This window comes from Luteibacter sp. 22Crub2.1, from assembly GCF_900167995.1.
GTDB classification, from domain to species: Bacteria; Pseudomonadota; Gammaproteobacteria; order Xanthomonadales; family Rhodanobacteraceae; genus Luteibacter; species Luteibacter mycovicinus.
This window is the reverse complement of the sequence record NZ_FUYT01000006.1, coordinates 75,771-102,064: the sequence shown is the minus strand read 5'-3', so window position 1 is coordinate 102,064 and position 26,294 is coordinate 75,771. Positions and strand designations below refer to the sequence as shown.

Genomic DNA, 26,294 nt, shown 5'->3' with positions numbered 1-26,294 from the left:
CTCACGGTTTTCTTCCATGACGCTCCGCCGCGCCCGCTCCTGGCTTCCGCTCGTACTCGCGACCCTGCTCACCGGTTGCTTCGGTGGAACCAGGCCGGATCAGCGCCCGGATACCGCCGTGCCGGTGCTCGCGGCCAAGCCGCGTATCGGACTGGCGCTGGGCGGCGGCGCGGCCAAGGGCTTTGCCCATATCGGGGTCATCAAGATGCTGGAGGCCAGTGGCATTCATGCCGACGTCGTCTCCGGTACCAGCGCCGGCAGCGTGGTCGGCGTGCTGTATGCCTCCGGCATGGATGCCTTCCAGTTGCAGGAGCAGGCCTTTGCGCTCGATGAGGGCAAGATCCGCGACGTTCGCTTCTTTTCAGGTGGCCTCGTGCAAGGCCAGAAGCTGCAGGACTACGTCAACGAACTCCTGAAGAATACCCCGATCGAGAAGCTGCATACGCCGTTCGCTGCCGTGGCCACCCAGCTGGAGAACGGCGACCGCGCCATCTTCATTCGCGGCAACGCGGGCCAGGCCGTGCGTGCGTCCAGCAGCATCCCCGGCGTGTTCGAACCGGTGGACATCAACGGGAAGCATTTCGTGGACGGCGGCGTCGTCAGCCCCGTCCCGGTGGACGCGGCGCGCCGGCTCGGAGCGGACATCGTCATCGCCGTGGATATCTCGGCGCGCCCCGATGGCACCAATCCCGACAGCATGGTCGGCATCGTCGGCCAGTCCATCACCATCATGGGGCGCCGCCTGGCGGAGCAGGAGCTCGGCCGTGCCGACATCGTGATCCGGCCGAAGGTCGGTCAGATCGGACCGACCGACTTCGATCAGAAAAACGTGGCGATCCTCGAAGGCGAGCGGGCCGCACTGGCCGCCATTCCCGCGATCAGGGCGAAGATCGCCGAGAAGACGGCCGCCATGGGCAGGCCGCCCGTCCCGGCGCGCTGATCAACCCGCGTCGATCAACGCCAGCGCCGCCTGACGGCCCAGCGTAAGCACCTCGTCCGACAGCCCCTCTTCCGCCACGGCGCGCGAGAGGGACATCGAACCCACCATCGATGCGAACACCGACATGGCCAGCGTGCGACGGCGTTTGCCACGCACCGACGCCGGCAGGGTCGACGCGATCAGCTCGACCATCTCGGCATAGCCTTCCGAAAACGCCGCGCGGGTCTCTTCCGGACGGCGGCCCATCTCGGCCGCCAGTGCCGCCGCCACGCAGCCCGATGCGGGATGATCGCGGTGATCCGCCGACAGATAGGTGTTGACCATCGCACGATGCGGCTCCGAACGTGAGCCCGCGACACGCACGGCCATCCGGTCTTTTGCCGACGTCGCCGCCGATGCCACGCTGTCGCGCACCAGGTCTTCCTTCGAACCGAAATGGTTGTAGAACCCACCCTGGGTCAGCCCGACGTCGCTCATAAGGCTCACCACGCCGACGGCGTCGATGCCGTCCGCGCGAAACCGCTCAGAAGCCGCTTCGACGATCTTCTGCCGAGTCTGCTCCTTGTGACCTTTCTCATAACGCATTGCTTTCGCTCCCCTGAGGATCGATTCCCCTGCCCTGGGCCGATTCTAGCAATGCTTGCACATTGAAATGTCGAACGTCATGGGGATCACATCGTCGCGACGTTCAAGGCACTGCGTGTTGGCCTATGCTTGGCGTATTTTCCGTCACGCCAGCGAGGATCCCGCATGAGCCAGGCCCATCTGTACGACATCGCCGTGAAGCAGATCGACGGTGTTTCCACCACGCTCGACACCTGGCGCGGCGACGTGCTGCTGGTGGTCAACGTCGCCTCGAAGTGCGGGCTGACGCCGCAGTACGAAGGCCTCGAGGCGCTCTACCAGCGCTGGCGCGACAAGGGCTTCACCATTCTCGGCTTTCCCGCCAACGACTTTCTCGCGCAGGAGCCCGGCACCGACGACGAGATCAAGGCATTCTGCTCGACGACCTTCGACGTGCAGTTCCCGCTGTTCTCCAAGATTCCGGTGGTCGGTCCGCAGCGCCACCCGCTGTACAGCGCGCTGATCGAAGCGCAGCCCGAACGCATCGGTGAAGGCCCGATGCGTGAGCGCCTGCAGGGTCATGGCATTCCGACCAACGAGGCACCGGAGGTGCTCTGGAACTTCGAGAAGTTCGTCGTGAACCGCCGCGGTGAAGTGATCGCACGCTTCGCACCGGACGTCGAAGCAAGCGATGCACGCCTGCAGGAGGTGCTCGAGAAGGCGTTGGCCGAGAAAGCCTGATTTGCCTGGAGACGCCGGGCCTAAAGTGCCCGGCGTCTGGCGACGTCCTCCGCGGTCACTTCACCCTGTTTTCCGCCGAAGTGGTGGATCACGTAGTTGGCCAGAGCGGCGATCTCCGGGTCGCTGTACGCGTGACCGAAGGCCGGCATGTAGACATCCGTTTCGCCGATCCGCATCGTCACGCCGTGCAGGATCGCCTGGGTGACGTTCCGCCCGCTGGGGTCGTTAACGCCGCGCGTACCGACGAGGCTGGCGTACGATGTCTGCTGTCCGGCGCCATTCCATTGATGGCAGCTGGCACACGCACCTTCGAACAGGCGCAGACCGTCCGCGTCCGTCGTTTCATCGTCTCCACCGGGCGCGGCCGCGCTGGACGCGAGTACGGCTTTCGGCGACGGGTCGACGACCACCGGGTCATCGCCCTCGCGCGCAGGCACCGTGCGCAGCCAGGCCACGAGCGCCGCCGTGTCTTCCGGTTTCAGGAACTGCAGGCTGTGCGCGACCGCCTCGCCCATCGGCCCCATGGCCGACGCATGGCCATCCGCGTGGCCGGTACGCAGATACTGCGTCAGCGCCTCGTCGCTCCACTTGCCGATGCCGTGCGTGGCGTCCGAGGTGATGTTCCACGCGCGCCAGCCTTGCAGTTCCGCACCAGCCAGCGACTCGCCATGCTTGAGCCCGAAGCCGACGTTACGTGGCGTATGGCATTCCGCGCAGTGACCGAGCGGTCCGGCGAGATAGGCACCCGCGTTCCACGCCGGCGATCGCGAGGGATCGTTCTCGAAGCGTTCGCTGCGGAAGAACGCGGCATTCCAGAAACCCATCGCCCAGCGCTGGTTGAACGGGAAGCCGAGATCGTTCGGACGTTCCGGCTGGCGCACCCTGGGCAAGGTGAACAGATAGGCCTTGATCGCCAGGACATCGGCACGGCTCAGCTGCGTGTACGCGGTGTACGGGAAAGCGGGATAGAGATGCTTGCCGTCCTTGCGTATGCCCTCGCGGACCGCACGCACGAAGTCGTCGTCGCTCCAGCCGCCGATGCCTGTCTCGACGTCGGCGGTGATGTTGGAAGAATAGATCGTGCCGAACGGCAGCTTGAAGGGCAGGCCTCCCGCGAAGGGTTTACCGGTTTCCGGCACCGTATGACAGGCGATGCAATCGGCCGCGCGCGTCAGATACTCGCCGCGCGCGACGGGATCGGCGTTCAAGGGCGCACCGGCGAGCACCGGCGCGGTGCCATCGGCCGGATCGGTGCGATTGAGCGCGACGTAGGCCACCGCTCCGATGATCAGGACGACGACGATCAACAGAAAGAAGCGCTTCATGCGACGCCCTCCTTGCCGGTTCCCGCATCCGCGACACGTTTGAGCGCATCCGCCGATGCGGCGAGCGAGGTGCGCGAGACCGGCAACTCCGTCAGACGCACGCCGGTGGCGGCGAAGATCGCGTTGGCCAGGGCCGGCGCGGCGATCGCCGTACCGACTTCGCCCAGTCCTCCCGGCGACTCCCCGCTGGCGACCGCATAGACCTCGACGTTCGGTACTTCGTTGATGCGCAGCGTGCGGTAGTCGTGAAAGTTGCTCTGCTCGATCATGCCGTCTTTGAGGGTGATGCCGTTGAACAGGGCGGCGCTGAGGCCGAACAACAGACCACCCTGCACCTGCGCCTGCACGGAACTCGGATTGATGGCGATACCCACGTCGACGGCGACCACGGCGCGTCGCAGGTGAACCTGGCCCTGTGCCGTCACCTCGACCTCGACGATCGCGCAGACGTGGCTACCGAACGGCGACGCCACAGCGATACCGCGTCCGACCCGCGCCGGTAACGGCTGGCCGCCCCAGCCGATCTTCCCGGCGGCGAGATCCAGCACGCCCAGCGGCCGTGAACCGGGCTTCATCAGCGAACGCCGGTACGCCAGCGGGTCCTTGCCCGAGGTGTGAGCGAGCTGATCGATGAAGCTCTCGACGATGAAAAGGTTGTGCGTCGGACCGACGCCACGCCACCAGCCGACGACGAGCCCGGGCGGCATGTCGTGGCGGACCCACTCGACGAGCACGTTGTCCATCTCGTAAGGCAGATCGGCCGCGGACTCGATGGCGTCGCTGTCCATGCCGTCCTTGCCCATGCCACCGGGCGCCCAGCGCCCAAGTACCGTGCCACTGGTGATGCGATGCTTCCACGAGGTCGGGCGGCCATCGCCATCCAGCGTGGCCGAGATGCGGTCGAAGTACAGCGGCCGCACGCGGTCATGACGGATGTCTTCCTCGCGACTCCAGATGACCTTGAGCGGGTAGGCCACCTGCTTCGCGAAGGCCACGGCCTGTTCGACCTGGTCGGTTTCGAGGCGACGGCCGAAACCGCCGCCGAGGTACTGGTTGTTCACCGTCACCGCGTCGAGCGGGATGCCGCAGATGCGCGCGGCTTCCTTCTGCGCGCGCGTCGGAACCTGTGTGCCCGTCCAGATCTCGCACTTGCCGGGCGTGACGTGCACGGTGGCGTTGAGCGGCTCCATCGGCGCGTGCGCCAGCATGGGCGATACGAAGGTCATCTCCACCGCCTTGCCACCCGCGCCCGCCTCGCCCTTCGGCTTGCGCCCGACCAGGGCGGGGCCTTTGCGCGAGCTTTCCTGCAAGGCGGCGATGAGCGTGGCGGTATCGAGTTTCTCGTTGACGCCGTGGCGCCATTCGATCGTGAGTTCCTGGAGGCCACGATGTGCGGCCCAGTAGTGCTCACCCACCACGGCCACGGCATCGGCCAGCCTGATCACATCGATGACCCCGGGCACGGCGCGTGCCTTCGTCTCATCGACGGCACCGAGCGTACCGGCGAGTTCCGGGCTGGTACGTACGGCGGCATATTTCATGCCCGGCACTTTGACGTCGATGCCGAACTGCGTACCGCCGTTCACCTTATCCGGCGAGTCCACGCGACGCAGCGGCTTGCCGATCACGGTGAAGTCTTTGGGGTCTTTCAGTGTGACGGTCGCTGGCTGCGGCAGTTTGCCGGCGGCTTCCGCCACCGCCGCGAATCCGAGGGTGCGACCCGACGGCACGTGCGTGATGGTGGCGCGGGCCACCGAACAGCTGGCCGCATCCACGTGCCACTGCGCCGCGGCGGCGGCTACAAGCATCTCGCGCGCCACCGCACCCGCTTCGCGCAACGACTGCCACTGTCCGCGCGTGCTCGTGGAGCCGCCGGTGATCTGGCCGCCCCCAAGCAAGACCTGACCGTACAGCGCATCACTGGGAATCGAATGTTCGACGGTGATCTGATCCAGGCCGACGCCGAGCTCCTCGGCGAGCATCATCGAAATGCCCGTGTAGATCGCCTGCCCCATTTCGACCGTGGGCATGACGAGGCGGATGCGCCCATCGGCGTCGATCCGGATGAACGCGTTGGGTGCGAACGTCGGATGGCCATCGGCCGCGGCCGCCGCGTCATCCGCCGGTTGGCGTCGGGGATTCATCTGCGCGACCGCGGGACCGAGCCCGGCCGTCCACAGGAAGGCCACGGCGAGACCACCGCCTGCGAGCTTCAGCGCCGAGCGGCGCCGCGGATCGATCCCGTGCTCGTCGTGAGGGGAGGCAGTCATGGCGTACTCCCGTCGACGATGACCTGCAACCCTTGCGGCAGTCCCGTCGCCGCCTGCTTGATGGCCTCGCGGATGCGCACGTACGTGCCGCACCGGCAGATATTGCCGGCCATCGCGGCATCGATGTCGCGATCGCTGGGGTTCGGTGTGCGCGCGAGCAACGCCGCGGCGGACATGATCTGTCCGGACTGGCAGTAACCGCATTGCACGACGTCGACCGCCAGCCAGGCCTGCTGCACCTTCGCGCCTTCGGGTGTCGCGCCGATCGCCTCGATCGTCGTGACGGCGCGGTCGCCCACGGCCGACACGGGCATCTGGCAGGAGCGGACCGGCTGCCCATCGAGGTGCACCGTGCACGCGCCGCACTGCGCGATGCCGCAACCGAACTTCGTGCCGGTCAGTCCCACCACGTCGCGCAGCACCCAGAGCAACGGCATATCGGGTGGCACGTCGGCCTGCCGATCCTCACCATTCACGCGCAGCGTGTACATGTCCCCTTCCCCTCGGCTGGGTGGACGCTCGCGTCCACTGGCTTGATCAGATGTCGGGCGACAGATTACGCCGAATCGGGAGCCGTGCATTCCGCGAGAGGAGGTGTTTTTGCAGAAACTTCTTGCGGCGTGACGGGGGACCGGCACATCGCGCCCGTTATGTGCCGCGCTTTATGCCGACTCCATCGACCGGTCCCGGCCAAGCCGCTGCGTCAGCGCAGCGGCTTGGCGGTCACGCCTTCGTTGGTCATCTTCACTGGCAGGATGTGACCGTCCTTGTCGAAGTGCATCTCGTCGATGCTGGTCACGCGATGGTTGCCGTCGGTATCGCCGAGCGGATGGCGGTGATAGACGATGTACCAGCTGTCGTCTTCTGCGACGTGAAACACGGAATGATGCCCGGCGCCGGTGGCGATCTTCGGATCCTGCTCCAGAATCTTGCCGATACGCTTGAATGGACCTGTCGGGGAGTCGCCGATCGCGTAGGCGACGCAATAGTCGGGCCCGGTCCAGCCACCTTCCGACCACATGAAGTAGTACTTGCCGTTGCGCTTGAACATCAGCGGGCCTTCGACGTACTCGGGCGCGGGCGTGATTTCCTTGAAGGTCGTGCCATCGGCCATCGGCTCGACGCCGGTGAAATCCGGCCTCAGCTTCACGATGTTCGCGTGCTTCCAGCCGCCGTAGATCATGTAGTAGGTGCCGTCGTCGTCATGAAAGACGAACTGATCGATCGGCTGCGCGCCGTTATGGAACTTGTCGATCAAGGGCTTGCCGAGCAGATCCCTGAACGGACCGTCGGGCTTGTCGGCGACGGCCACGCCGATGCCACCGACCTCGTTGTCGTTCTGGATGTCGTTGGCGGCGAAGAAGAAATAGTACTTGCCGCCTTTCTCGACCAGCGCGGGCGCCCACAGCGCCTTCTTCGCCCAGGGGATGTCTTTCATCGCCAGCACGCTGCTGTGCTTCGTCCAGTGCACCAGGTCCGGGGACGAGAACGCGTCGAAGCCGGTCTGCTGCGCGTACTTCAGCGACGTGGTCGGGTAGATCCAGTACTGATGATCGAAGATCGCGGCTTCGGGGTCGGCGTACCAGCCGGGGAAGACGGGGTTGCCGGCGTGTCCCGGCGGTGGAGCGGCGAATGCCGCCGTGGACATGCACGCGGCGAGCACCGCACCCCCAACCCATTGAGCTAACCGCATGCCGAGTACCCCGTTCGTCTGTGCAGAGCGGACGACCATAACGTTTCGGCCGTCCGGATGCCATCGGAGGTATCGTTTACCGTGATCCGCCCACGGAATGAAAACGTACGTATGTCTGCCGCTCCCCGCACCATCTGCATGCTCGTCTACCCTCAGGCGCAGTCGCTGGACATCAGCGGCCCCCTTGAGGTGTTCGCGCTGGCCAGCCGCCAGGCCCAGGATGACGAGCCCGGACGTGCGCCGCTGTATCGCACGCAGGTGTTGGCCGCGACGGACAAGCCCGTGGAACTGGCATCCGGCATGCGCCTGCTGCCGGATACCCACTACCGCGATATGCCCAACGAAACCGATACCTTGCTGGTCTGCGGCGGCATGGGTGACGCCGTCGAGCGGGTGCGCGCCGACACGAACCTGGTGACATGGCTGCACGAGGCGGCGCAACGGGTGCCCCGCGTCGCCTCGATCTGCAGCGGCGCCTTGCTGCTCGCCGAGGCAGGCCTGCTTGACGGCCGGGAGGCGACCACCCACTGGAGCGACATCCGCGAGCTGCGCGACCGCTATCCTGCCGTGCGCGTGTTGCCGGACGCGATTTACACGCGCGACGGCCATATCTGGACTTCGGCGGGAATCACGACGGGGATGGACCTGGCGCTGGCGATGGTCAGCGCCGACCACGGTGCCACGCTGGCGCTGAAAGTCGCGCGGCGCATGGTCATGGCCAACAAGCGCTCGGGCGGGCAAAGCCAGTTCAGCGAACAACTGCATGCACTGGAACAGCCGGAGCACTTCGCGTCGCTGGCGTCATGGATCGGCGAAAACCTGCGCAGGCGACTCGATGTCGGGATACTCGCCGATCGGTTGCACATGAGCCCTCGCCAGTTCACGCGCCGGTTTGGTGCGCACTTCGACGTGACACCGCTGAAGTACATCGAGCGCTTGCGCGTCGAAGCGGCAAAGCCCCTGCTCGAGAGCACCGGCAAGGACATCAAGCGTGTCGCCGACGAGTGCGGGTTTCCTTCCGACGAGGCGATGCGCCGGGCTTTCGTCCGCCGGCTGGGTAGCACGCCGGCCGAGTACCGGGCGCGCTTCGCGGCTAAGTGACCGTTTGCGCGGGTTCCATGTCCGCAAAAGCACCCAGAAACGTTTTAGCGTGCGGCATCGTTCACGGAGGATCCGCCCATGCGCCGCCTGCTGCTGTTGCTCGCCATGTTCTTCGCCCTGCCCGCGCTCGCGTCGCACGAACCGCACGGGTCCGCGGCGCCGGTCCGGGTTGGCATCGTAATGTTCGATGGCGTGCAGATCATCGATTTCGCAGGCCCTTACGAGGTTTTCGGTACGGCGGGCTTCGGCGTGGTTACCGTATCGCCGGATGGCAAGCCCGTGACGACGGCGATGGGGCTAAAGGTCACGCCCGATGCGAGCTTCGCCACGGCGCCGCCGTTCGACGTGTTGCTGATCCCTGGTGGCGACGTCGAGGATGCCCAGAAGGATCCACGCGTGCTTGAGTTCATCCGGCAGCGTTCGGTGCCCGCACGGCAGGTGCTCTCCGTATGCACGGGCGCCTTCATTCTCGGCGCAACGGGGCTGCTCGACGGCGACAAGGCCACGACCTTTACGCCGCGGATCGATGAGCTGGCGGCCGCCTTTCCGAAGATCGATGTGATCCGCGATGTGCGCTGGGCCGATAACGGCAAGCTGATCACGTCGGCCGGCCTTTCGTCCGGCATCGACGCGGCGTTGCATGTCGTCGCCAGGGTTCGCGGTACCGATGAGGCACGTACCGTCGCCATGCGCCTGGAATACGACTGGAACCCCGACGGTGGGTTTGTGCGGTCACGGATGGCAGATCGCCTCCTGACCAAGAAGCTGCTTCAGGCGGGGATCGAGTGGCCGAAGGACGCGAAGTTCGATGAGTACGTGTCGACGGGCGATCTCGATCAGTGGGTCTCGCGATATCACGTGGAGACGGCGACGCCAGCGGCGGAGTTGCTCGACCGGCTGGATGCGGGTGCCCGGAAGAGTGGATTGTGGAAGGCGGCGGGGAAGCATCGGTGGACGAATCGGCAGGAAGGGCGGGATGTGATGCTGAGCTTCGAGACACAACCGGGTGCCGATGCCAGGCACTTCGAGCTGGACATCATGCTGAAAGCATCGCCAGCGCAGCCGTGATTTTGCGATTTGGAAAGGTTGCGCGACCCGCGGCTCGTGCAACTGCTTGCCTTGATTGGGGCTCGACCAGGCGGTTTTCAGGTTCAGCCCGCCCTCCAAAGCCCCATCATGGCTGATGTTGGCCTCATCACGCTGACCGTCAAGCAAATCCACAGCTTGGCACCCCGTTCGTCTGTCCGGAGAGCGGACGACCATAACGTTTCGGCCGTCCGGATGCCATCAGAACCGGTAGCTGGCACTTCCCATGATGCTGCGGCGCGGACCGTAGAAGCAGTCGCCGCGCGCGAGGCATGAGGCGTTGTAAACCTGGTCGGTGACGTTGGCCGCGTTGACGGAGAAACGCCATGGGCCCTGCGTGTACGCGACCATCGCGTCGAACAGGGTCTTGTGGGGAACCACGAGCGTGCCCGTCTCGTCGTAGTTGGTACCGATATAACGCGCACCGATGCCGAAACTGAAGCCGTCGCTGTCGGCCGCGTTCACGTGATAGACGCCCCACACCGATGCCTGGGTCTTCGGCAGACCCGCGACGATCGTGCCATCGTCGGGACGCGCCCTGGTCCAGGTGTACGTGCCGATCAGGTCGACATGATTGCCGATCCGCGAGTTGCCTTCCAGTTCGACGCCGCGCGTCTTCGCCCGCCCCGCCTGTATCTGGTTCAGGGGATTCTGCGGATCCGGTGCGAGTCGATTTTCCTCGCGCAGATCGAAATACGTTGCCGTGATCAGCGTCGATCCGCCAACAGGCTGGTACTTCAGGCCGGCCTCGTACTGCTTGCCGCGCAAGGGCTCATAGGGCCGGTTGTAGAAGTCGAGACTATCCAGCGGCTGGAACGATTCGGTGTAGCTGACGTAGGGCACGATGCCGCTATCGAACCGGTACATGAGACCGAAGCGCGACGTGGTCGCGTTATCGACGGAGCGGCTGCCGCCGGTCGTCAGCGTCGCACGGTCGTGACGCACGCCGACGGTACCGATCCAGTGATCGCCCCAGTTGATCTGATCCTGGACGTAGAGGCCGGTCTGACGGGTGTGGCTGGATGCGACAGGGAAAACATCGGGCGGCACGAAACCGTTGTGGTAGACCGGCGCATAGAGATCGAACGGCGTGGCGTCGAGGCCGTTGCCCTGCGCGCTATCGGTGTGCGAATAGCTGATATCGAGGCCGAACAGGACACGGTGATGCATGCTTCCCGTATCGAAATCCCCTTCCGCATGGGTGTCGGTGACCAGACGCTTGTGCCGGCTGATGGCGACATAGCTGTATCGCGACACGGTGCGCTGGTCGTCGTCGAGGAACGGGTACGCAGGGTTCGAATAGACGTTCGGGTAGAGCGAGCGATAGTCGACGTTGTCGTGCGAGTACCGCGCGTTCTGCACGAACTTCCACGTGTCGTTGAAGCGATGTTCGAAGAACGACGATACCGAGCGCTGATCGGTATCGTAGCGATCGAAGCCCGGCTCGCTGACGAAGCGATTCGTCGGAATGCGCCCGTTCGGATTGGGCAGCAAGGTGCCCGCATGCGGCAGGAAGTTCAGTGACGAGCCGTTGCGGTCGAACTGGAGATTGACCAGAAGGCTCCAGCGCGTGTTCGCGTCCGGCTGCCAGGTGATCGACGGTGCGATGGCGCGACGGTCGTCGGATACGTGGTCGATCTGGGTGTCCGCATCGCGCAACACACCGATCAGGCGATACGCCCAGTGCCCGGCGGCGTCGAGGGGACCGGTGAAGTCGAAGGCCGTCTGCTTGCGCGCATGGTTTCCCAGCTGCACCTGCACTTCATGCGCCGCCGTGAACTGGGGACGCTTCGAGGTCAGACCGATCAGGCCGCCGGTGGTGCCTTGTCCGTAGAGGACCGACGACGGGCCGCGGACCACTTCGATGCGGTCGAGAAAATAGGGCTCCGTACGGGCGTAGCTAGACCCAAGCGCCTGACGGAGGCCGTCCAGATATTGCGTAAAGGATGTGCCACGGACGAAGGCGTCGTCGCCGCGGCTGTCCACGCCGTAAGCGTCCGAGCGTACGCCTGCGGAGTAACGCAGCGCATCCTGCACCGTCAGCACGCCCTGGTCGATCATCTGCGTGTTCGAGATCACGGAGATCGCCTGGGGGGTCTCGATGATCGGCGTGTCGGTCTTGGTCGCGCCGGAGGCGTCCTGCCGGGCATAGCCTTCGTCCACCCTCACCCCGTGCACGTCGACGGCGTCGAGCTGAACAGCCTTGTCGCTGCGGGCGGTGTCCTGAGCGAACGAGGCATGCGACGCCAGTACCCCTGCGATGAGCAGAGGCAGCGCCTTCGAAGGAAGGGTCATGAGCTTGGGTCCGTGGCTGGATGTCGTTGTCGTCGGCAATGCGAACGACTCTCATTACCATGATGACGATTTGCGTCTGGTTTCGCAAGATCCTGTGGCGTAGGCGAAGGTCAGGCCATGCTGTAGCGCGACGTCTCTTCAGCGCAGAGATTGCGAATGGATCGTATTTCCGTAAAATCGTTGAACTCGATTCCTCCGCGGTCCCGCCATTCCGTTCGCTCATCGGGTAGCCAGTCGCACGTCGTCGACGCAAGCGCTATCCGATATGCGACTCAACGTGAAGAACGCCTTCGACCGGCATTACTTCGTGACCGCGTCCTCGACGCGCACCAACTGGGGTGAGCCCCGCAGCGTGATGCTCAACCTGGAAAGGAGATTCTGACGATGGCCAGGCGCAAGGCCGCAGGCATTCAGTCCACTCGCGTGCTGGAAATCACGTCGCGTACGGTTGCCGCCGTCTTCGGCGGCTACGCGATGGCGGCTTTGGTCGCCTCAGCCTTCGCTCGCTGGCTGCCTGTCGCGCGCGTCGAGGCGGTGATCACAGGCATGCTTTCCTCGTTCGCCGTGTACGCCACCGTTGTCATTCTCGCCTTCGCCATGCGCAGCGCGACGCGGGTGTGGTTGTGGCTGGCTGCGTTCGGCCTTCCCCTTGCGGGTGCGCTCGCGTGGTCGATGCACGGGAGTGCGGCATGAACGGTGTCAACGGCGGCCTGCGCCAGTCGATGGCCTGGCTGCACACCTGGGCCGGCCTGCTGGTCGGCTGGCTGCTGCTGGCGATCTTCGCCACGGGCACCAGTGCGTATTTCCAGGATGAGATCACCCGATGGATGCAGCCGGAGATCACCGGCCAGCGCCAGATCACCCTGGCCTCCGAGCGCGCCCTCGACTGGTTACAGAAGAACCAGCCCGGCGCGGACAGCTGGTCGATCACCCTGCCCGGTCGGCGCGCCATCGCCTCCACCCTTTACTGGAAACCGGCCGGCGAGACGCGCCGGTCGCTGCGCGACCACACCATCACGCTCGATGGCAACGGGCAGCCCGTCGTGTCGCGCGCGACCATCGGCGGTTTCTTCCTCTACCGTATGCATTTCGACCTGCACTACATGCCGGTGCTCTGGGCGCGCTGGATCGTCGGCTTCTGCGCGATGTTCATGCTGGTGGCGATCGTCAGCGGGGTCATCACGCACAAGAAGATCTTCGCGGACTTCTTCACCCTGCGTTTCGGCAAGGGGCAGCGCTCGTGGCTGGATGCGCACAACCTGAGCGCCGTGCTCGCGTTGCCGTTCCACGCCATGATCACCTTCACCGGGCTGGTCACGTTGCAGTCGCTGTACATGCCCTGGGGCATGACGGTGGCCTATCCCACGGTGGCGGCGTACTCCGCCGATGCCTATGGCAGCGAGGCGCCACCGGTGCGTTCCGGCAACGCCGCGCCTGTGGCACCGATCGCGGAAATGATTCGCCAGGCGCGTGTGGCATGGGGTGGCGCGGAGCCGGGCTATATCGACATCGCGTTCCCCGGCGACGCCAACGGCATCGTACGCATGTTCCGCGGCGGCGGCGACGGTATGGCGGCGCGTGCGAAGACCTTGCAGTTCGATGCGGCCACCGGCCACATGCATCCGGTACCGGCCGCGAAGGGTGCTGCGAGCGAGACCGAGAGCGTGATGGTGGGCCTGCATGCGGGACGCTACGCACCCTATCTGCTGCGCTGGCTGTATTTCCTTTGCAGCCTTGCCGGTACGGTGATGGTCGCGACGGGGCTCATACTGTGGACGGCCAAACGGCGCGTGCAGCTGCCCGATCCCGAGCGCCCGCACATCGGCTTCCGGCTGGTCGAGCGGCTGAATATCGCCAGCGTCGCCGGTCTCCCGCTCGCGTTCGCCTGCCACTTCCTCGCCAACCGCCTGCTGCCGCTGCGCATGGACGGCCGTCCGGACTGGGAAGTGCATGCGTTCTTCATCGCCTGGGGCGGATCGCTGCTGCTCGCCTGCCTTCTGTCGCCGCGACGCGGATGGCTCACGCTGCTGGCGGCGTCGACCGCCGCCTTTGCCGCCATCCCCGTCGTGGACGCGCTGACCACGGACCGCTGGCTGGTGCCGAGCCTGTTGCACGGCGACTGGGTTTTCGCAGGTTTCGACCTGACCATGATCGCCCTTGCCGGCGCACTCGGGTTCGCCACGTGGAAGGTGTACAAGCGGCCGACCGTCGTCGTGGGACGCAAACGGGCGGCGACGCGGGAGGTATCGGCATGATCCTCTTACCGATGCTTGCCTCCCTGCTTGGATTCACGTTGCTGTGCCTCGGCATGTCGCGACATCAGCGCGATCTGTTCGGCCGCGCGATGTCGCCTGGGCGTACCGTGGCGGCGAGATGGATCGGCTGGACCCTCGTCGTGCTTGCCTACGGCGGCAGCATGCTGATCGAAGGTGCCGCCCTCGGCGCCGTTTATGGCGTCGGCGTGCTCACCTTCGGCGCGCTGGTCGTGGCGTTCACGGTTACCGGAATGTCCAGGTAGCTTGCCGGTAGCCAGCTCAACGTGAGTGGCTCGCCCGGGGTGCCACGCGCCGATCGTGCCACTGCCTCACTCGCGTGGGGGGGGGAGTGCCGTCAGGCATGCTTACCCGGCAGGGCCCAGAGCAGACCGCGCGTAATGATGGCCGGGAAGACCGTGAGGTGATCCTCATCGGCGACCGTGGCCATGCGAATGTGCAGGTTCGGGTAGTGCTTCGCGTTGAGCTGGGCGACGAAGCGCTTTGCGTTGCCGATCATGTCGACGCTGCTGTTGTAACGGGGATCCCTGGAGGCAGGCTCGATGGTCTCGTAGCCACCGAGCACGATCAGCACGTTGGCCGGCATGTCTTTCTGCTTCGCCATCGCATCGCGCAGCCGTGCGAATTCGACCTGCTTACCGAACTGGAATGACGGGCTCCCCAGAATGTACTGCTCGAACATCGTCGGGTCGTGGATAAGGATGTCCGCGCCGAGCAGGCCGCCGTAGGAGTGACCCGCGTAGATCTTGCGATGCATGTCGGCGCGATAGTGCTGCGCGATCAGCGGGAACACCTGGTCCTTGATGAAGCGGGCATAGGCTTCGCCGCCGCCATGCACCACCGGCCGGCCCGGCATGTCGGAGGTCAGCGTCGGATCGCCGTCCGCCGTCGGGGTGTAATCGCGGCGGCGGCTGTACACCGGCGTGTCGCCCACCGCATACGACAGGCCGACGAGGATGAAATCCTCCGTGCCGTCGCCATGGTCACCGACCCGACGCGCGATGCTGCGGATCAGCGGAAACGCATAGTTGGCGTCGGTGACGAACAGCACCGGATACGTGCGCTCCGGATGATCGGCATAGCCAACCGGCAGGCTGACGAAGACCTGATAGTCCCGATCGGTACCGTCCGCATGCAGCGTGCGTACCTCGGTGTCGTCGAGAACGTACGGTTTCGGAGCGGTCGAGGAAGCGGCCGGGGCCGCGGCGGTCGCCGATGCGGTCTGCGCTACCGGCGTCGCCGCCGGCCTCGAACAGGCGATAACGACGGCGCAAAGCGCCAGTAAAACAAACGTCGTGCGATGTGCCATTCCCTGCCCTGTCCTTTGGCGATCCTTCCATTGACGCACGGGTGGCCTCACGCCATCAACAGATCTTCGTAGAACGCTCCGATCGGCAGCGTGGGATGGGCGATCTGGATCTCGAGGATCCACAGACCCGGTACCGGCGCGCCGGCGAAGTCGCCGAGGTTGCCGGCCTTGTGCACCGCATGGGGGTAGTCGCCGACCCGGTGGCCCTTGGTCGCGTGGTTGAGACGCCAGCCCATGGCGTCGGCCTCGGCGCTGACGTAGTCGTACAGCGCGACGCCGGTGACACCTTCGCGCCAGCGTGCCTCACCCCTGGCGAACAGCTCGCGCGACGCGGCTGCGCAGGCATGCATGACCGGATCGTCGCCGACCACGAAGGTGTCGCCCACATCGCCCTCGTGGCCATCGAAGACGGGCCCCAGGTCGACGAAGTAGATGTCGTTCTCACCGAGCACCGTGTCGGGTGCCGAGCGCTGGCGGAACGTCTTCAGCGTGTTGGCGCCAAAACGCAAAATGCTCGGATGCCAGATGCGATCCATACCGGCAGCCTCCAGCCGTTCCTTCGCCAGTTGAACGGCCTCGGGCTCCGTCATGCCCGGACGGATGCGCGAGGCGATGTCGCGCAAGGCGGTCCAGGCGCGCTCGCGGGCACCCAGCATCCGGGCGAGATCGAATTTCCTGCCGACGTTCTCGGCGGTCGCTGCGGGCATGGCGGCGGTCCAGGCGTTTCGGGGTGGTCATTATCCCCCGGCAAAGCATCCCGCCAACAGGGTGGGCGACACGCTTACCTCAAGGCCAGCCCACCGCACGCAGCCACGCGTCCACCTGCCGCGTATATCCCGGATCGACCCCGAGCTCCCGGTTGATTGCCATGTGATCCAGTGCCACGGGCAACGTCGCGGCTCGTCCACCCAGGGCGTTCACCTTCGCGGCAAAGCGCTCGTTCGCCCCGCACGACTGCGCCCGCGCCGACGAACACACCATCAGCATCGGAGTGGCGGGCGCGCGGACCAGCCGGTCCAGCGGCGAGGCCGCCGGCCAGCCCGCCGGGTCGCGGCCGAACACGCGGTCATAGAAACGCGCATGTGGCGCGTTCATGATCTGGGGAAGATCCACGACACCGCTGTCGAGGGATACCGTGGCCAGCCACGGCGCCACGCCGGCCTCACGGGCGATGTCGGGTGACACGGCAAGCAGGCTGACGAGGTGCGCGCCGGCCGAATGCCCCATCAGCACGATGCGTGACGGATCGCCGTGCCACTCATGCGCGTGACGCTGCACCCAGGCCAGTGCGCTGGCGACATCGGCCGCCTGCTCCAGCGGTGACGCGGCAGGCCATAGCCGGTAGTTGACCGACACGACGATCGCACCTCGCGAGCCCCAGTGCGCCAGCGTGCCGTCGATGACGCCGGGGTTGTCCTTGTCGCCGACGATCCATGCGCCACCATGGACCATGACGAGAATCGGTGCGTCATGCGCGCCTGCCGGCACGTGAACCTCGAGGGTCTGTTCGCGCGACGGCCCATACGACACATCGGCGGCCGCCGCCGGCAAGACGATGAAGGCGATCAGCCAGACGATGAGTCGGAGGATGGGGTACACCACGGCTTCCTCAGTGACAGGCGATGCTTTCACCAGCCGCGTTGCTGCAACTGCCGGTGTGAGTGACCCCGTCCCGGGTGACCGTCGTGCTGCCGCTGTAGCTGTTCCCAGCCGCGCCGGTCGCCGAGGCGGAGTGCGTGATGCCCTGCCCTTGCGCACCCGTGGTTTGTCCCGCGAACGTTCCACCCTGCGTCCCGGTAGCGTTCGTGTTGCGATCGAAGCTGCCAGTGCCATCGGCGTTATGCGTGGCTGTCGCGCGGGTCGTTGCCGTGCCACCGCCAGCTCCACGCCAGTTACCTCCGGCGTTGGATGTCACATTGCCCTGGCCATCGGAGACCGTACGACGACCGTGCGCGCCCGCCGCGCCGTTGGGACCCCGGAACCCCGCCGCGTGGCCGGCGACGGCACCGCCCTCGGCCTGCCCGTGGGCGCCATAGGCGACGAAACGACCCGATGCGGTCGCCACGCCGGATGCGAGAAGAAGCGCCAGGGAGCAGGCAATCGTGCGATACATGAGCAAACTCCATCTCGATGGCCGTCCGGCCGGAGACGTCACTCTGACGAATTCCAGGGCGGCCCGCCGTCACGCTTCGCAACCGAACGTTTCCGTGCATCGCTTACGAAACATCCTGTTACACCTTCGCTCCCGGTGGCGCCCCGGTCGCGTCCCGGACACGGCAGAATCGCACCATGACCGAGTCCACGCCCTCCCGCATCCTGATCGTCGACGACGACGCGCGCCTGCGCGATCTGCTCTCGCGCTACCTGCAGAGCCAGGGCTTCGCGACGGTGACGGCCGAGGACGGCAAGGCGCTGGACCGCGAGCTGAAGCGTCGACACGTCGACCTCATCGTGCTCGACATCATGATGCCGGGAGAAGACGGCCTTGCCATCTGCCGTCGCCTGCGTGGCCAGGGCGTGGATACGCCGATCATCATGCTGACGGCGCGCGGCGACGAGGTGGATCGCATCGTCGGGCTCGAGATCGGCGCCGACGACTACCTGGCCAAGCCGGGCAGCCCGCGCGAGCTGGTCGCCCGGATCAACGCCGTGCTTCGCCGTGGGCGCGTCGCGCCCGGCGCACCGCTCACCGACAACCGGCGCGTCGTCTTCGGGCCCTTCGTACTCGAACTCGGCACGCGCCGCCTGCTCCGCGATGGCGAACCGCAGCACCTGACGACCGGTGAGTTCGCCGTGCTCGCGACACTGGTACAGCGCCCGCGCCAGCCACTCACGCGCGACCAGCTGATGAGCTCCGCGCGCGGTCGTGACCATGAGGCCTTCGACCGGAGCATGGACGTGATGATGAGCCGGCTGCGCCGGGTCGTGGAAGACGATCCGCGCGAACCGCGCTGGCTGCAGACCGTCTGGGGACACGGCTACGTCTTCGTTCCGGACGGCCCGTGAACCGGCGGCCATCCAGCCTGTTCGCAAGGATCGCCACGCTGCTCGCCGTTACGGTCGGGTTGTGCTTCGTCCTGAGCATCGTCGCGATCCGGATCACCAGCGACGAAGGCGCGGGCCGCGTGGGCATACGCGGCGCGACGGCACGTATCGTCGTCGCGGATACGCTCATCGCCAGCGGCAAGGAGGCCGGGCTGGCCGAGATCCACGTGATCCGCGCGCCCACCGCGCCCGCAGGCAGGGAGCCCGTCCTTCTCGTCGTTCGCCGCACTCTGGAGGACATCCGCCAGGCCTTTCCCGGTCGTGAAGTGCGCATCGATGGCATGCACGATGCCACGCTGTGGATCGCTGCGCCGGCGCCCGCGACAGGCTGGCTGGGTGTGCCAGTGACCAACACCGGAAAGCCGGCTGTTCGCGCCGGCCTGCTCGCCATTGCGCTGGGCGGCGTGCTGATCGTGCTGCTCGCCGGACTTTACGCGCGCAGCATCACCGCACCGCTGCGGCAGCTTGCCGACAGTGCCGCCCACATGGTGAACGGAAGCGAGCCGCCATCGCTCCCCGACGGGGTCGCGCGTGAACTGACCGAGCTACGGTCTGCCCTCGCCCGCGCCGCGGCCGACGTTCGTGCCAGCGCACGTGAGCGCGACCTCATGCTGGCCGCGCTGTCGCACGACATGCGCACGCCGCTCGCCCGGCTGCGCCTCGGACTGGAGCTCTCGCCCGTGACCGATCCCGCGTTGCGCGGCGGCATGGAAGCGGACATCGATGCGCTCGACAGCCTCTGCGAACACTTCATCGCCTTCGCACGCGACGGTCGTGACGAAGCGACGGGCGACGTCGACTTGAGCGCGATCGTGCACGACGTGGCGGCTGTCGCATCGGCGCATGGCGAGGTGTGGACGTTGCGGCTGCCCGATACGCCGATCATCCAGGGCAAGGCTCTGACCTTGCGTCGCGCCGTGGAGAATCTCGTCCGCAATGCAAGCCGACATGGTGCGGCACCGTTCGAGGCGACGATCGAGGTCAGCGCGACGGAGATCATGACGACGGTGATCGACCATGGATCCGGCGTACCCGAGGCCTTGCTGCCCCACCTCGGCCAGCCGTTTTTCCGCGGAAACGCCGCCCGCAGCGATGCCACGGGCAGCGGTCTGGGCCTGGCCAGCGTTCGACGCACGGCGATCCAGCACGGCGGCGAACTGCATCTGCGCAACCTGCCGGAAGGCGGATTCGCCGCGACGCTGGTGTTGCCGCGCGGCGATCCACGGACTCAGGCGGGCTTCGTAGGTTTACGCGTCCCATGCGAACGCCGTCTACCCGCGATGTGACGCGGATAGACGGGGGTGTCGTTGTCAGACCAGCTCAGCCAGCGACGCCGGATCGAACGACTTCATCGCCGCTGTATCCCCCGCGCGCACCTTCGATACCCACTGCGGATCGCCCAGCAACGCGCGGCCCACGGCGATCAGGTCGAACTCGTCGCGCTCCAGGCGCTCGGCCAGACGCTCGACGCCCACCGGCGACGACGTCGCACCACCGAACGAGGCCAGGAACTCGCCATCGAGGCCAACCGAACCCACGGAGATCGTCGCCGCGCCGGTCACCTTCTTCGCCCAGCCGGCGAAGTTGAGACCCTCGGCGCCGTCGACGTCCGGGAACTCCGGTTCCCAGAAACGACGCTGCGAGCAATGCAGGACATCCGCGCCAGCGGCAACCAGCGGCGACAGCCACGCTTCGAGCTCGGCCGGCGTATGGGCCAGACGCGTCTGATAGTCCTGCTGCTTCCACTGGCTGACGCGGAGGATCAGCGGCATGTCCGGGCCGATCGCGGCGCGTACGGCGGCGACGACTTCGGCGGCGAAGCGCGCGCGCTCCGGCAACGTGGCGCCGCCGTAGCGGTCGGTACGCTCGTTGGAGCCATGCCAGAAGAACTGGTCGATCAGGTAGCCGTGCGCGCCGTGCAGTTCGACGACGTCGAAGCCGAGGTCTTTCGCGCTCAGGGCGGCGCGCGCAAAAGCGGCCACCGTGTCTGCGATGTCTTCATCGGTCATCGCCACGCCGTGTTTGTCGCCGGGGCCGTTGATGCCTGACGGGCTTTCCGCCGATACCGGCCCCACCCAACCCGACATGCCACGCGTACCGCCGGTGTGCCAGATCTGCGGCCCCATGCGACCGCCGACGGCGTGCACTTCGTCGATCACGTGACGCCAGCCGGCCAGCGCGGCGTCGCCGAAGAACGAGGGGATGTTGGGTTCGTTACGCGAGGCCGGGCGGTCGATCACCGTGCCTTCGGAGAGGATCAGGCCGACGCCATCGGCGGCACGGCGGCGGTAATAAGCGGCGTTGGCTTCGCCCGGCACGCCCGCGTCAGTGAACAGACGGGTCATGGGCGCCATGACGATGCGGTTGGCCAGCGTGAGGCCTTTGAGGGTGAAAGGGCGGAACAGCGCGTCGACAGCGGCCTGGGTCATGAGAAATATCGCACCTTTATTGAAGATGCGTGCGAGGGTATACAGGATATACTTGGCGTCAATAAGGCACTTGAAAGCTCTCAGGTATCTCCATGGAAACCCGCGCTGACCCGACCTGCTCTCCCACGCACTTCTCGGCCGGATGCCCCAGCCGCGTGCTGTTCGAGCAGGTCGCCGATAAGTGGTCGATGATGGTCCTCACCGTGTTGCACGGCGGGCCGTTGCGCTTCAACGCGATCCGGCGGCAGCTCGAAGGCGTCACGCAGAAGGCGCTCACGCAGTGCCTGCGCCGTCTCGAGCGCAACGGGCTGCTTACGCGACGCATCATTCCGGCCGCGCCGATCGGTGTGGAGTACGCGCTCACCGATCTCGGCCGATCGCTGCATCGGCCGTTCAAGGAGCTCTACATCTGGATGCACCAGAACCTGGATGAGGTCGAGGCGGCGCGGGTTCGTTATGACGAAGCGTCATCCGCGCCTGCGCATGCCGTCGGCTAGGAATGTGACGACGGGTGCGCCTGGGCCCTGAGCCGGGCACTCGCCCGCGCTCTTACCGCATCCGACCCGTCGACCCGCGACAGGTACTGCAACACGTCACGCTTCGTCGAAGGATTGGCGGCGATACACACGCGCACTTTCTCGTTCACGTCGTCGGCCAGTTCGCGCAGCAGCGTCTCCGAGGCGTCGACGCGCTCGGCCACGGCGTGGCGGACGATCCAGTTCGCATCGCTGGCCAGACGTTCCAGCATCTCCGGCGGCGACGTGCGGTTGTAGGCGATAAACGGCCGCAGTTCGGGAGCGCGTGCGTGGATCTGCATCCACACCGCGAGCGGCACCGTCTCGCTGGCGGCGCGCTGGTTGTCATCGGGATCGTCGCTGACACGCAGCCGAATCCATTCGTTGGCATTGTCGATCATGTTTCCCCCTTCCCGCGGATGCGCCCGCGAGCATCAACCCAGGCGCAGCACCGCCGCCGTCTGGGCAACGATGGTACGCCCGATCTCCTCCGCTGGCACCTCCCTGGCCAGGGCACCGGCCTGACCCGACCACAATGGCTGGAAATCGCCCTGCGCCATCGCTTCCCGCAACGGCGTCAGCGGCCCGGCCGCCAGGGGGAACGGCGGTGCATCGGCGGAAAGGGGACCTACTTCACGTATCAGGCGGTTGATGGCGCCGCGTGCCGGGCGCCCGGTCAGCACGTTGGTGACCACGGTGTTGTCGTCACGTACGCCGCGCAGCGCGGCGCGATGCACGGCGGCGCTGGTCGATTCCGGCGACAGCAGGAAGGCCGTGCCCATCTGCACGGCGGAGGCGCCCAGACACAGCGCTGCGGCCATCCCACGTCCATCGGAAATGCCACCGGCGGCGATCACGGGGATGCTCAGCGCGTCGACCATCTGCGGCACGAGCGCCATCGTGCCGGGCTGCGTCGTCATGTCGTCGGTAAGGAAGTTGCCGCGATGGCCTCCGGCTTCATACCCCTGGGCGATGACGGCATCGCAGCCGCGCTCGGCCAGCCAGCGGCCTTCGGCGACCGTGGTCGCGGTGGCAAGAAGGATGGCACCGGTCGCCTTCACCCTGTCGAGCAGAGCCGTCTCGGGTAAGCCGAAGTGAAAGCTCACCACTTCGGGCTTCAGCTCTTCGACGAGCGAGCACATGGCGGCATCGAACGGCGCGCGCCCACCGGCGGCGGGCAGCTTTGCCGGATCCACATCGAATTCGCTGAAGTAGGGCGCCAGCCGGTCCAGCCATCGACGTGTCTGCGCCTCGGTCGGCGTCACCGCCGTATGCGCGAAGAAATTGAGGTTGATCGGTCCGGACACCGCCGCACGAAACACCGCGACCTCCTCACTCACCTTGTCGGCGGTGATCGAGGCGCACGGCAGCGAACCGAGGCCACCGGCACGCGCCACGGCGATCGCGAGAGCGGATCCGCCGGAGCCGGCCATCGGCGCGAGAAGAAAAGGATGCTCGATGGCGAACAGGTCGAGCACGCGACGGTCGGTCCAGACAGGCACAGCAAACTCCTCGAAGCGAACCGCGAAGGTCGATACCGGCAAGGATAGACCGGTCGACCTCCGCGTCGCGTAAAGTCTTCAGTGTGCTTCGGCTTTCCGCAGCGACGTGCGTGCCGCCGCGGCCTGGCTCTCGGTGACAGCGGACGCATGGTTGCCGAAACCCGTACGCACGAAGGTTGCCACCTGCGCCACCTCCGCATCGCTCAGACGCTCGGCGAAACCGGGCATGCCCAGCGGCGACGGTGCCTTTTCGGTCGACGGCAGGTGGCTACCGCCGAGGATCAGCCGCACCAGCGTGGTCGGGTCGTCCGCGAGCACGGTCGGGTTGCCCGCGATCGTCGGGAACACGTGCGCGTAACCTTCCGCGTCGGTGCGATGGCAAGCAGCGCAGTTATCGACGTAGATTTCAGCGCCACGGCTATCGTTGATGCCGGCCTGCAGGGCCTTCGCGGTGGTGTCGTCGGGCGCGAAGCGCGACGGATCATCCGCGGTGGCCGGCAGCGTCTTCAGGTAAGCCGCGATCGCATGCAGATCGTCGTCCTTCAGCCACTGCATGCTGTGCACGGCCACGTCGGCCATCGGCTGACCGACCACGGCGCTGTGCGCGTTACGCGCGGTACGCAGCGTGTCCACGATGTCCTGTTCGCTCCAGCGACCCAGACCGTCGGCCGTGTTGCCACGCAGATTCACCGCATACCAGCCGTCGATCACCTGGCCACCGGACAGGTACGAGCTGCCCTTCTCGTCAAGCGTCCGCTCCTGCAAAGCGAAGCCGCGTGGCGTGTGACAGCTGCCGCAGTGACCCGCGCCCTGGACGAGATAGGCGCCGCGGGCGATCTTCTCGTCCGGGTACGCCTTCGGATCGAATACCACGCTGTCGGCATCCGGTGCGAACAGCTTGCGCCAGATCGCCAGCGGCCAGCGCGTCGACAGCGGCCACGGAATCGCCGTGCCCTGGTTCGCGCGCGACGACGGCTCGATGCCGCCGTGCCGGAAGTACGCGTACAGCGCGCGCACGTCGTCGTCGCTGAGACGCGCATACGACGGGAACGGCATGGCCGGGTAAAGGCTCGAGCCATCCGCCGCGATGCCATGACGCAGCGCGCGGTCGAACTGGTCGAGCGTGTACTTGCCGATGCCGTGGTCCGCGTCGGGCGTGATATTGCTGCTGTAGATCGTACCCAGCGGCGTCGCCATCGGCAGGCCACCTTCGAACGGCTTGCCGCCCGGACGGCTGTGGCATGCCGTGCAGTCGCTGGCCAGGGCCAGGTAGTGGCCCTTCTCGATCAGGGCTTTGTCGTCCGCGGGCACATCGCCGGTGATCGCACGCGTGTGCGTGGGCCAGAACGCGAACGCCAGCGCAGCCACGAGCACGACCACGCCGAGGGCGATCAGGGTGAGGAAGAACTTTTTCATCTCGTTCTCCTTACGCCTGGACCATGGGACCGGGGTCCTTCAGATACTTCTCGCGGATGGCCGTGGCGGCCCAGTACGCGAGGCCGCCGACCAGACCGGTCGGGTTGTAGCCGTTGTTCTGAGGGAACGCGTTGGCGCCGATGGCGAACACGTTGGGCACGTCCCACGACTGCAGATAACGGTTCAGCGCCGAGGTCGACGGATCCGAGCCCATCGTCGCGCCACCGCAGGTATGCGTGCTCTGGTATTTGGTGATGTTGTAGTGCTCGCCGTCCTTCTTCGCATCGCCGAGAATCGACAACGGATTGAGGGTGCGGCCCATCTGCAGCGCCTGACCCACGAGGAACTGCGACGCCTTGATCTCGTTGTCCTGCCAGTCGAAGGTCATCCGCAACAACGGACGGCCAAACGAATCCTTATAGGTCGGATCCAGGCTCAGATAGTTCTGGCGATACGACATGCAGGCACCCTGCACCTCGAAGTAGAACGAGTGACGAAAGTTGTCCGCCGCCGCACGCTTCCAGTCGGTGCCCCAGTTCGGGGTACCGGCGGGCACGTTGATGCCGCGCACCGGACCCGCGCCGGGCTGACGCGCCCAGACCAGACCGCCGCCGACGAAGCCGAGCTTGCCGTTGTCGAGCTGATTGCCGTTGAGATCGTCCATCGTCGCGCCCGCGCCACCGATACCGATGAACGGGTTGGCCTGCACGCTCTTGTCGAAGAACATGACCGTGCGGTTGAGGTTCTGGTACGAGTAGTTACGACCGATGGTGCCGGTCTGCGTCACCGGGTCATAGGCCTTGCCGATGCCCGACACCAGCATCAGGTGCACGTTGAACAGCTGGAACGCGCACAGCAGGACGATGTCCGCCGGTTGCTCCACTTCACGGCCCTGCGCGTCGAGATACGTAACGCCCGTCGCCTTCTTGCCTGTGCTGTCGAGGTTGACCTTGAGCACCTGCGAGTTGGCGCGCAGCTCGAAGTTCGGCTTGATGCGCAGCGCCGGCAGGATCGAAACGTTAGGGCTGGCCTTGGAGTAATTCAGGCAACCGTAATCGCTGCAGAAGCCGCAGGCATTGCACGGACCCATCTGACAGCCGTACGGATTCACGTACGGACCCGAGGCATTGGACGTGGGAATCGGATACGGATGCCAGCCCATTTCCTTCGCGCCCTTGTAGAACTGTTCGGCGCCGAGGTAATTCGGGTTGGGCCCCAGCGGGTATTCCTTCGAACGCGAGCCTTCGAAGGGGTTGCCGCCCTCCTGCAGCACGCCGTTGATCACGCCCGCCTTGCCCGAGGTGCCGCAGACGCGCTCGAACATGTCCAGGTGCGGTTCCAGGTCGTCATAGCTGACCGGGAAATCCTGGATCGTCATGTCCGCAGGAATGAAGGCCTTGCCGTAACGGTGTTCCATATTCGTACGCAGGTACATGTCTTCGGGCAGCGGACGGAAATGGCAACCCGACCAGTGCGTACCCGCACCGCCCACGCCCGTACCGGGTTTGAACGAACCCATCTGGCGATACGGCACGGCATCCGACGAGCTGTTGTGGCGAATGGTGACGGTTTCCTGATTGAGACTCTGCAGGAACCGGCGATGCACCGAGCCTTCGAGCTCGTCCACCACCTTGGGATAAGCGAAGTCGGGCTGCGTATCGCGGTCGGCACCGCGCTCGAGCGCCACGACGTTGAGGCCTGCCTCGGTCAGTTCCTTCGCGAGGATCGCGCCGGTCCAGCCCATGCCGACGATGACGGCGTCCACTTTCGGTTTCACGGTAGCCATCGTC

The 26,294-nt window shown here is 66.1% G+C and carries 25 protein-coding genes; 10 read left to right on the top strand and 15 right to left on the bottom strand.

Annotated elements, in window-relative coordinates; genetic code table 11:
- The first annotated feature begins 16 nt into the window (after window positions 1-16).
- The gene (locus B5X73_RS07690; protein ID WP_079521198.1) at window positions 17-940 is read left to right on the top strand and encodes a patatin-like phospholipase family protein; all 924 of its coding nucleotides are present in this window, start codon (window positions 17-19) and stop codon (window positions 938-940) included.
- On the opposite strand, the gene B5X73_RS07685 is transcribed toward B5X73_RS07690, so the two are convergent.
- Window positions 941-1,525, bottom strand: coding sequence for a TetR/AcrR family transcriptional regulator (locus tag B5X73_RS07685; protein WP_079521197.1), 585 nt, complete (start codon window positions 1,523-1,525; stop codon window positions 941-943). It abuts the gene before it with no gap.
- 165 nt (window positions 1,526-1,690) lie between these two features.
- On the opposite strand from B5X73_RS07685, the gene B5X73_RS07680 reads away from it, so the two are divergent.
- Window positions 1,691-2,245, top strand: a complete 555-nt coding sequence (locus B5X73_RS07680) for a glutathione peroxidase (protein WP_079521196.1) — start codon at window positions 1,691-1,693, stop codon at window positions 2,243-2,245.
- A gap of 20 nt (window positions 2,246-2,265) precedes the next feature.
- On the opposite strand, the gene B5X73_RS07675 is transcribed toward B5X73_RS07680, so the two are convergent.
- The 4 genes from B5X73_RS07675 to B5X73_RS07660 form a co-directional block, all read right to left on the bottom strand.
- Complete coding sequence (locus tag B5X73_RS07675) at window positions 2,266-3,570, bottom strand: c-type cytochrome (protein ID WP_079521195.1); 1,305 nt, start codon at window positions 3,568-3,570, stop codon at window positions 2,266-2,268.
- Window positions 3,567-5,840 (bottom strand): xanthine dehydrogenase family protein molybdopterin-binding subunit, encoded by a 2,274-nt coding sequence (locus B5X73_RS07670; protein WP_079521194.1) that lies wholly within the window; start codon window positions 5,838-5,840, stop codon window positions 3,567-3,569. Before B5X73_RS07670 ends, B5X73_RS07675 begins: the two co-directional genes overlap by 4 nt.
- Entirely contained in the window at window positions 5,837-6,331 is a 495-nt protein-coding gene (locus B5X73_RS07665) for a (2Fe-2S)-binding protein (RefSeq protein WP_036109200.1), read from the bottom strand. The genes B5X73_RS07670 and B5X73_RS07665 overlap by 4 nt, the downstream gene beginning before the upstream one ends.
- Window positions 6,332-6,543: 212 nt before the next feature.
- Window positions 6,544-7,533 carry a glycoside hydrolase family 43 protein gene (locus B5X73_RS07660; protein ID WP_079521322.1) on the bottom strand — a complete coding sequence of 330 codons (990 nt, stop codon included), beginning with the start codon at window positions 7,531-7,533 and terminating at the stop codon, window positions 6,544-6,546.
- 111 nt (window positions 7,534-7,644) lie between these two features.
- Here B5X73_RS07660 and B5X73_RS07655 point away from each other — a divergent pair, with 111 nt between their 5' ends.
- Complete coding sequence (locus B5X73_RS07655) at window positions 7,645-8,634, top strand: GlxA family transcriptional regulator (protein ID WP_176167770.1); 990 nt, start codon at window positions 7,645-7,647, stop codon at window positions 8,632-8,634.
- A gap of 78 nt (window positions 8,635-8,712) precedes the next feature.
- On the top strand, window positions 8,713-9,702 hold the full coding sequence (locus tag B5X73_RS07650) for a DJ-1/PfpI family protein (protein ID WP_079521192.1): 990 nt from the start codon (window positions 8,713-8,715) through the stop codon (window positions 9,700-9,702).
- A gap of 219 nt (window positions 9,703-9,921) precedes the next feature.
- On the opposite strand, the gene B5X73_RS07645 is transcribed toward B5X73_RS07650, so the two are convergent.
- Window positions 9,922-12,015: a TonB-dependent siderophore receptor gene (locus tag B5X73_RS07645; RefSeq protein WP_079521191.1), complete on the bottom strand. Its 2,094-nt coding sequence runs from the start codon at window positions 12,013-12,015 to the stop codon at window positions 9,922-9,924.
- Window positions 12,016-12,399: 384 nt separating this feature from the next.
- Here B5X73_RS07645 and B5X73_RS07640 point away from each other — a divergent pair, with 384 nt between their 5' ends.
- Genes B5X73_RS07640 through B5X73_RS20990 form a run of 3 tightly spaced genes read left to right on the top strand, consistent with a single transcriptional unit; the run spans window position 12,400 to window position 14,533 of the window.
- Window positions 12,400-12,708, top strand: coding sequence for a hypothetical protein (locus B5X73_RS07640; protein ID WP_079521190.1), 309 nt, complete (start codon window positions 12,400-12,402; stop codon window positions 12,706-12,708).
- Window positions 12,705-14,270, top strand: a complete 1,566-nt coding sequence (locus B5X73_RS07635; protein WP_079521189.1) for a PepSY-associated TM helix domain-containing protein — start codon at window positions 12,705-12,707, stop codon at window positions 14,268-14,270. Before B5X73_RS07640 ends, B5X73_RS07635 begins: the two co-directional genes overlap by 4 nt.
- Window positions 14,267-14,533, top strand: coding sequence for a DUF3325 domain-containing protein (locus B5X73_RS20990; protein WP_036109186.1), 267 nt, complete (start codon window positions 14,267-14,269; stop codon window positions 14,531-14,533). Before B5X73_RS07635 ends, B5X73_RS20990 begins: the two co-directional genes overlap by 4 nt.
- A gap of 92 nt (window positions 14,534-14,625) precedes the next feature.
- On the opposite strand, the gene B5X73_RS07625 is transcribed toward B5X73_RS20990, so the two are convergent.
- The 4 genes from B5X73_RS07625 to B5X73_RS20985 form a co-directional block, all read right to left on the bottom strand.
- Entirely contained in the window at window positions 14,626-15,597 is a 972-nt protein-coding gene (locus B5X73_RS07625; RefSeq protein WP_079521188.1) for an alpha/beta hydrolase, read from the bottom strand.
- Between the two features lie 47 nt (window positions 15,598-15,644).
- A complete protein-coding gene (locus tag B5X73_RS07620) occupies window positions 15,645-16,304 on the bottom strand; it encodes a M24 family metallopeptidase (protein WP_079521187.1) in 660 nt (219 codons plus the stop codon).
- A 79-nt stretch (window positions 16,305-16,383) separates the two neighbouring features.
- Window positions 16,384-17,229 (bottom strand): alpha/beta hydrolase, encoded by an 846-nt coding sequence (locus B5X73_RS07615; protein ID WP_217699749.1) that lies wholly within the window; start codon window positions 17,227-17,229, stop codon window positions 16,384-16,386.
- Window positions 17,207-17,710 (bottom strand): hypothetical protein, encoded by a 504-nt coding sequence (locus tag B5X73_RS20985; RefSeq protein WP_176167768.1) that lies wholly within the window; start codon window positions 17,708-17,710, stop codon window positions 17,207-17,209. The genes B5X73_RS07615 and B5X73_RS20985 overlap by 23 nt, the downstream gene beginning before the upstream one ends.
- Before the next feature lie 176 nt (window positions 17,711-17,886).
- Between B5X73_RS20985 and ompR the strand changes: the two genes are divergently transcribed.
- Window positions 17,887-18,603 (top strand): osmolarity response regulator transcription factor OmpR, encoded by a 717-nt coding sequence (gene ompR / locus B5X73_RS07610; RefSeq protein ID WP_079521185.1) that lies wholly within the window; start codon window positions 17,887-17,889, stop codon window positions 18,601-18,603.
- Entirely contained in the window at window positions 18,600-19,928 is a 1,329-nt protein-coding gene (locus B5X73_RS07605; protein WP_079521184.1) for an ATP-binding protein, read from the top strand. Before ompR ends, B5X73_RS07605 begins: the two co-directional genes overlap by 4 nt.
- A 24-nt stretch (window positions 19,929-19,952) precedes the next feature.
- On the opposite strand, the gene B5X73_RS07600 is transcribed toward B5X73_RS07605, so the two are convergent.
- Window positions 19,953-21,071, bottom strand: a complete 1,119-nt coding sequence (locus B5X73_RS07600) for an NADH:flavin oxidoreductase (protein WP_079521183.1) — start codon at window positions 21,069-21,071, stop codon at window positions 19,953-19,955.
- A 92-nt stretch (window positions 21,072-21,163) separates the two neighbouring features.
- Here B5X73_RS07600 and B5X73_RS07595 point away from each other — a divergent pair, with 92 nt between their 5' ends.
- The gene (locus B5X73_RS07595) at window positions 21,164-21,568 is read left to right on the top strand and encodes a winged helix-turn-helix transcriptional regulator (RefSeq protein WP_079521182.1); all 405 of its coding nucleotides are present in this window, start codon (window positions 21,164-21,166) and stop codon (window positions 21,566-21,568) included.
- Here B5X73_RS07595 and B5X73_RS07590 read toward each other — a convergent pair.
- The 4 genes from B5X73_RS07590 to B5X73_RS07575 all read right to left on the bottom strand — a co-directional run bounded on the left by B5X73_RS07590 (window position 21,565) and on the right by B5X73_RS07575 (window position 26,290).
- On the bottom strand, window positions 21,565-21,987 hold the full coding sequence (locus B5X73_RS07590) for a hypothetical protein (RefSeq protein ID WP_051943153.1): 423 nt from the start codon (window positions 21,985-21,987) through the stop codon (window positions 21,565-21,567). The two genes, B5X73_RS07595 and B5X73_RS07590, sit on opposite strands and share 4 nt — an antisense overlap.
- Window positions 21,988-22,020: 33 nt before the next feature.
- A complete protein-coding gene (locus B5X73_RS07585; RefSeq protein WP_139382698.1) occupies window positions 22,021-23,088 on the bottom strand; it encodes an NAD(P)H-dependent flavin oxidoreductase in 1,068 nt (355 codons plus the stop codon).
- A 78-nt stretch (window positions 23,089-23,166) separates the two neighbouring features.
- Window positions 23,167-24,504, bottom strand: a complete 1,338-nt coding sequence (locus B5X73_RS07580) for a cytochrome c (protein WP_079521181.1) — start codon at window positions 24,502-24,504, stop codon at window positions 23,167-23,169.
- 10 nt (window positions 24,505-24,514) lie between these two features.
- Window positions 24,515-26,290, bottom strand: a complete 1,776-nt coding sequence (locus tag B5X73_RS07575) for a GMC family oxidoreductase (RefSeq protein WP_079521180.1) — start codon at window positions 26,288-26,290, stop codon at window positions 24,515-24,517.
- Window positions 26,291-26,294: the final 4 nt, after the last annotated feature.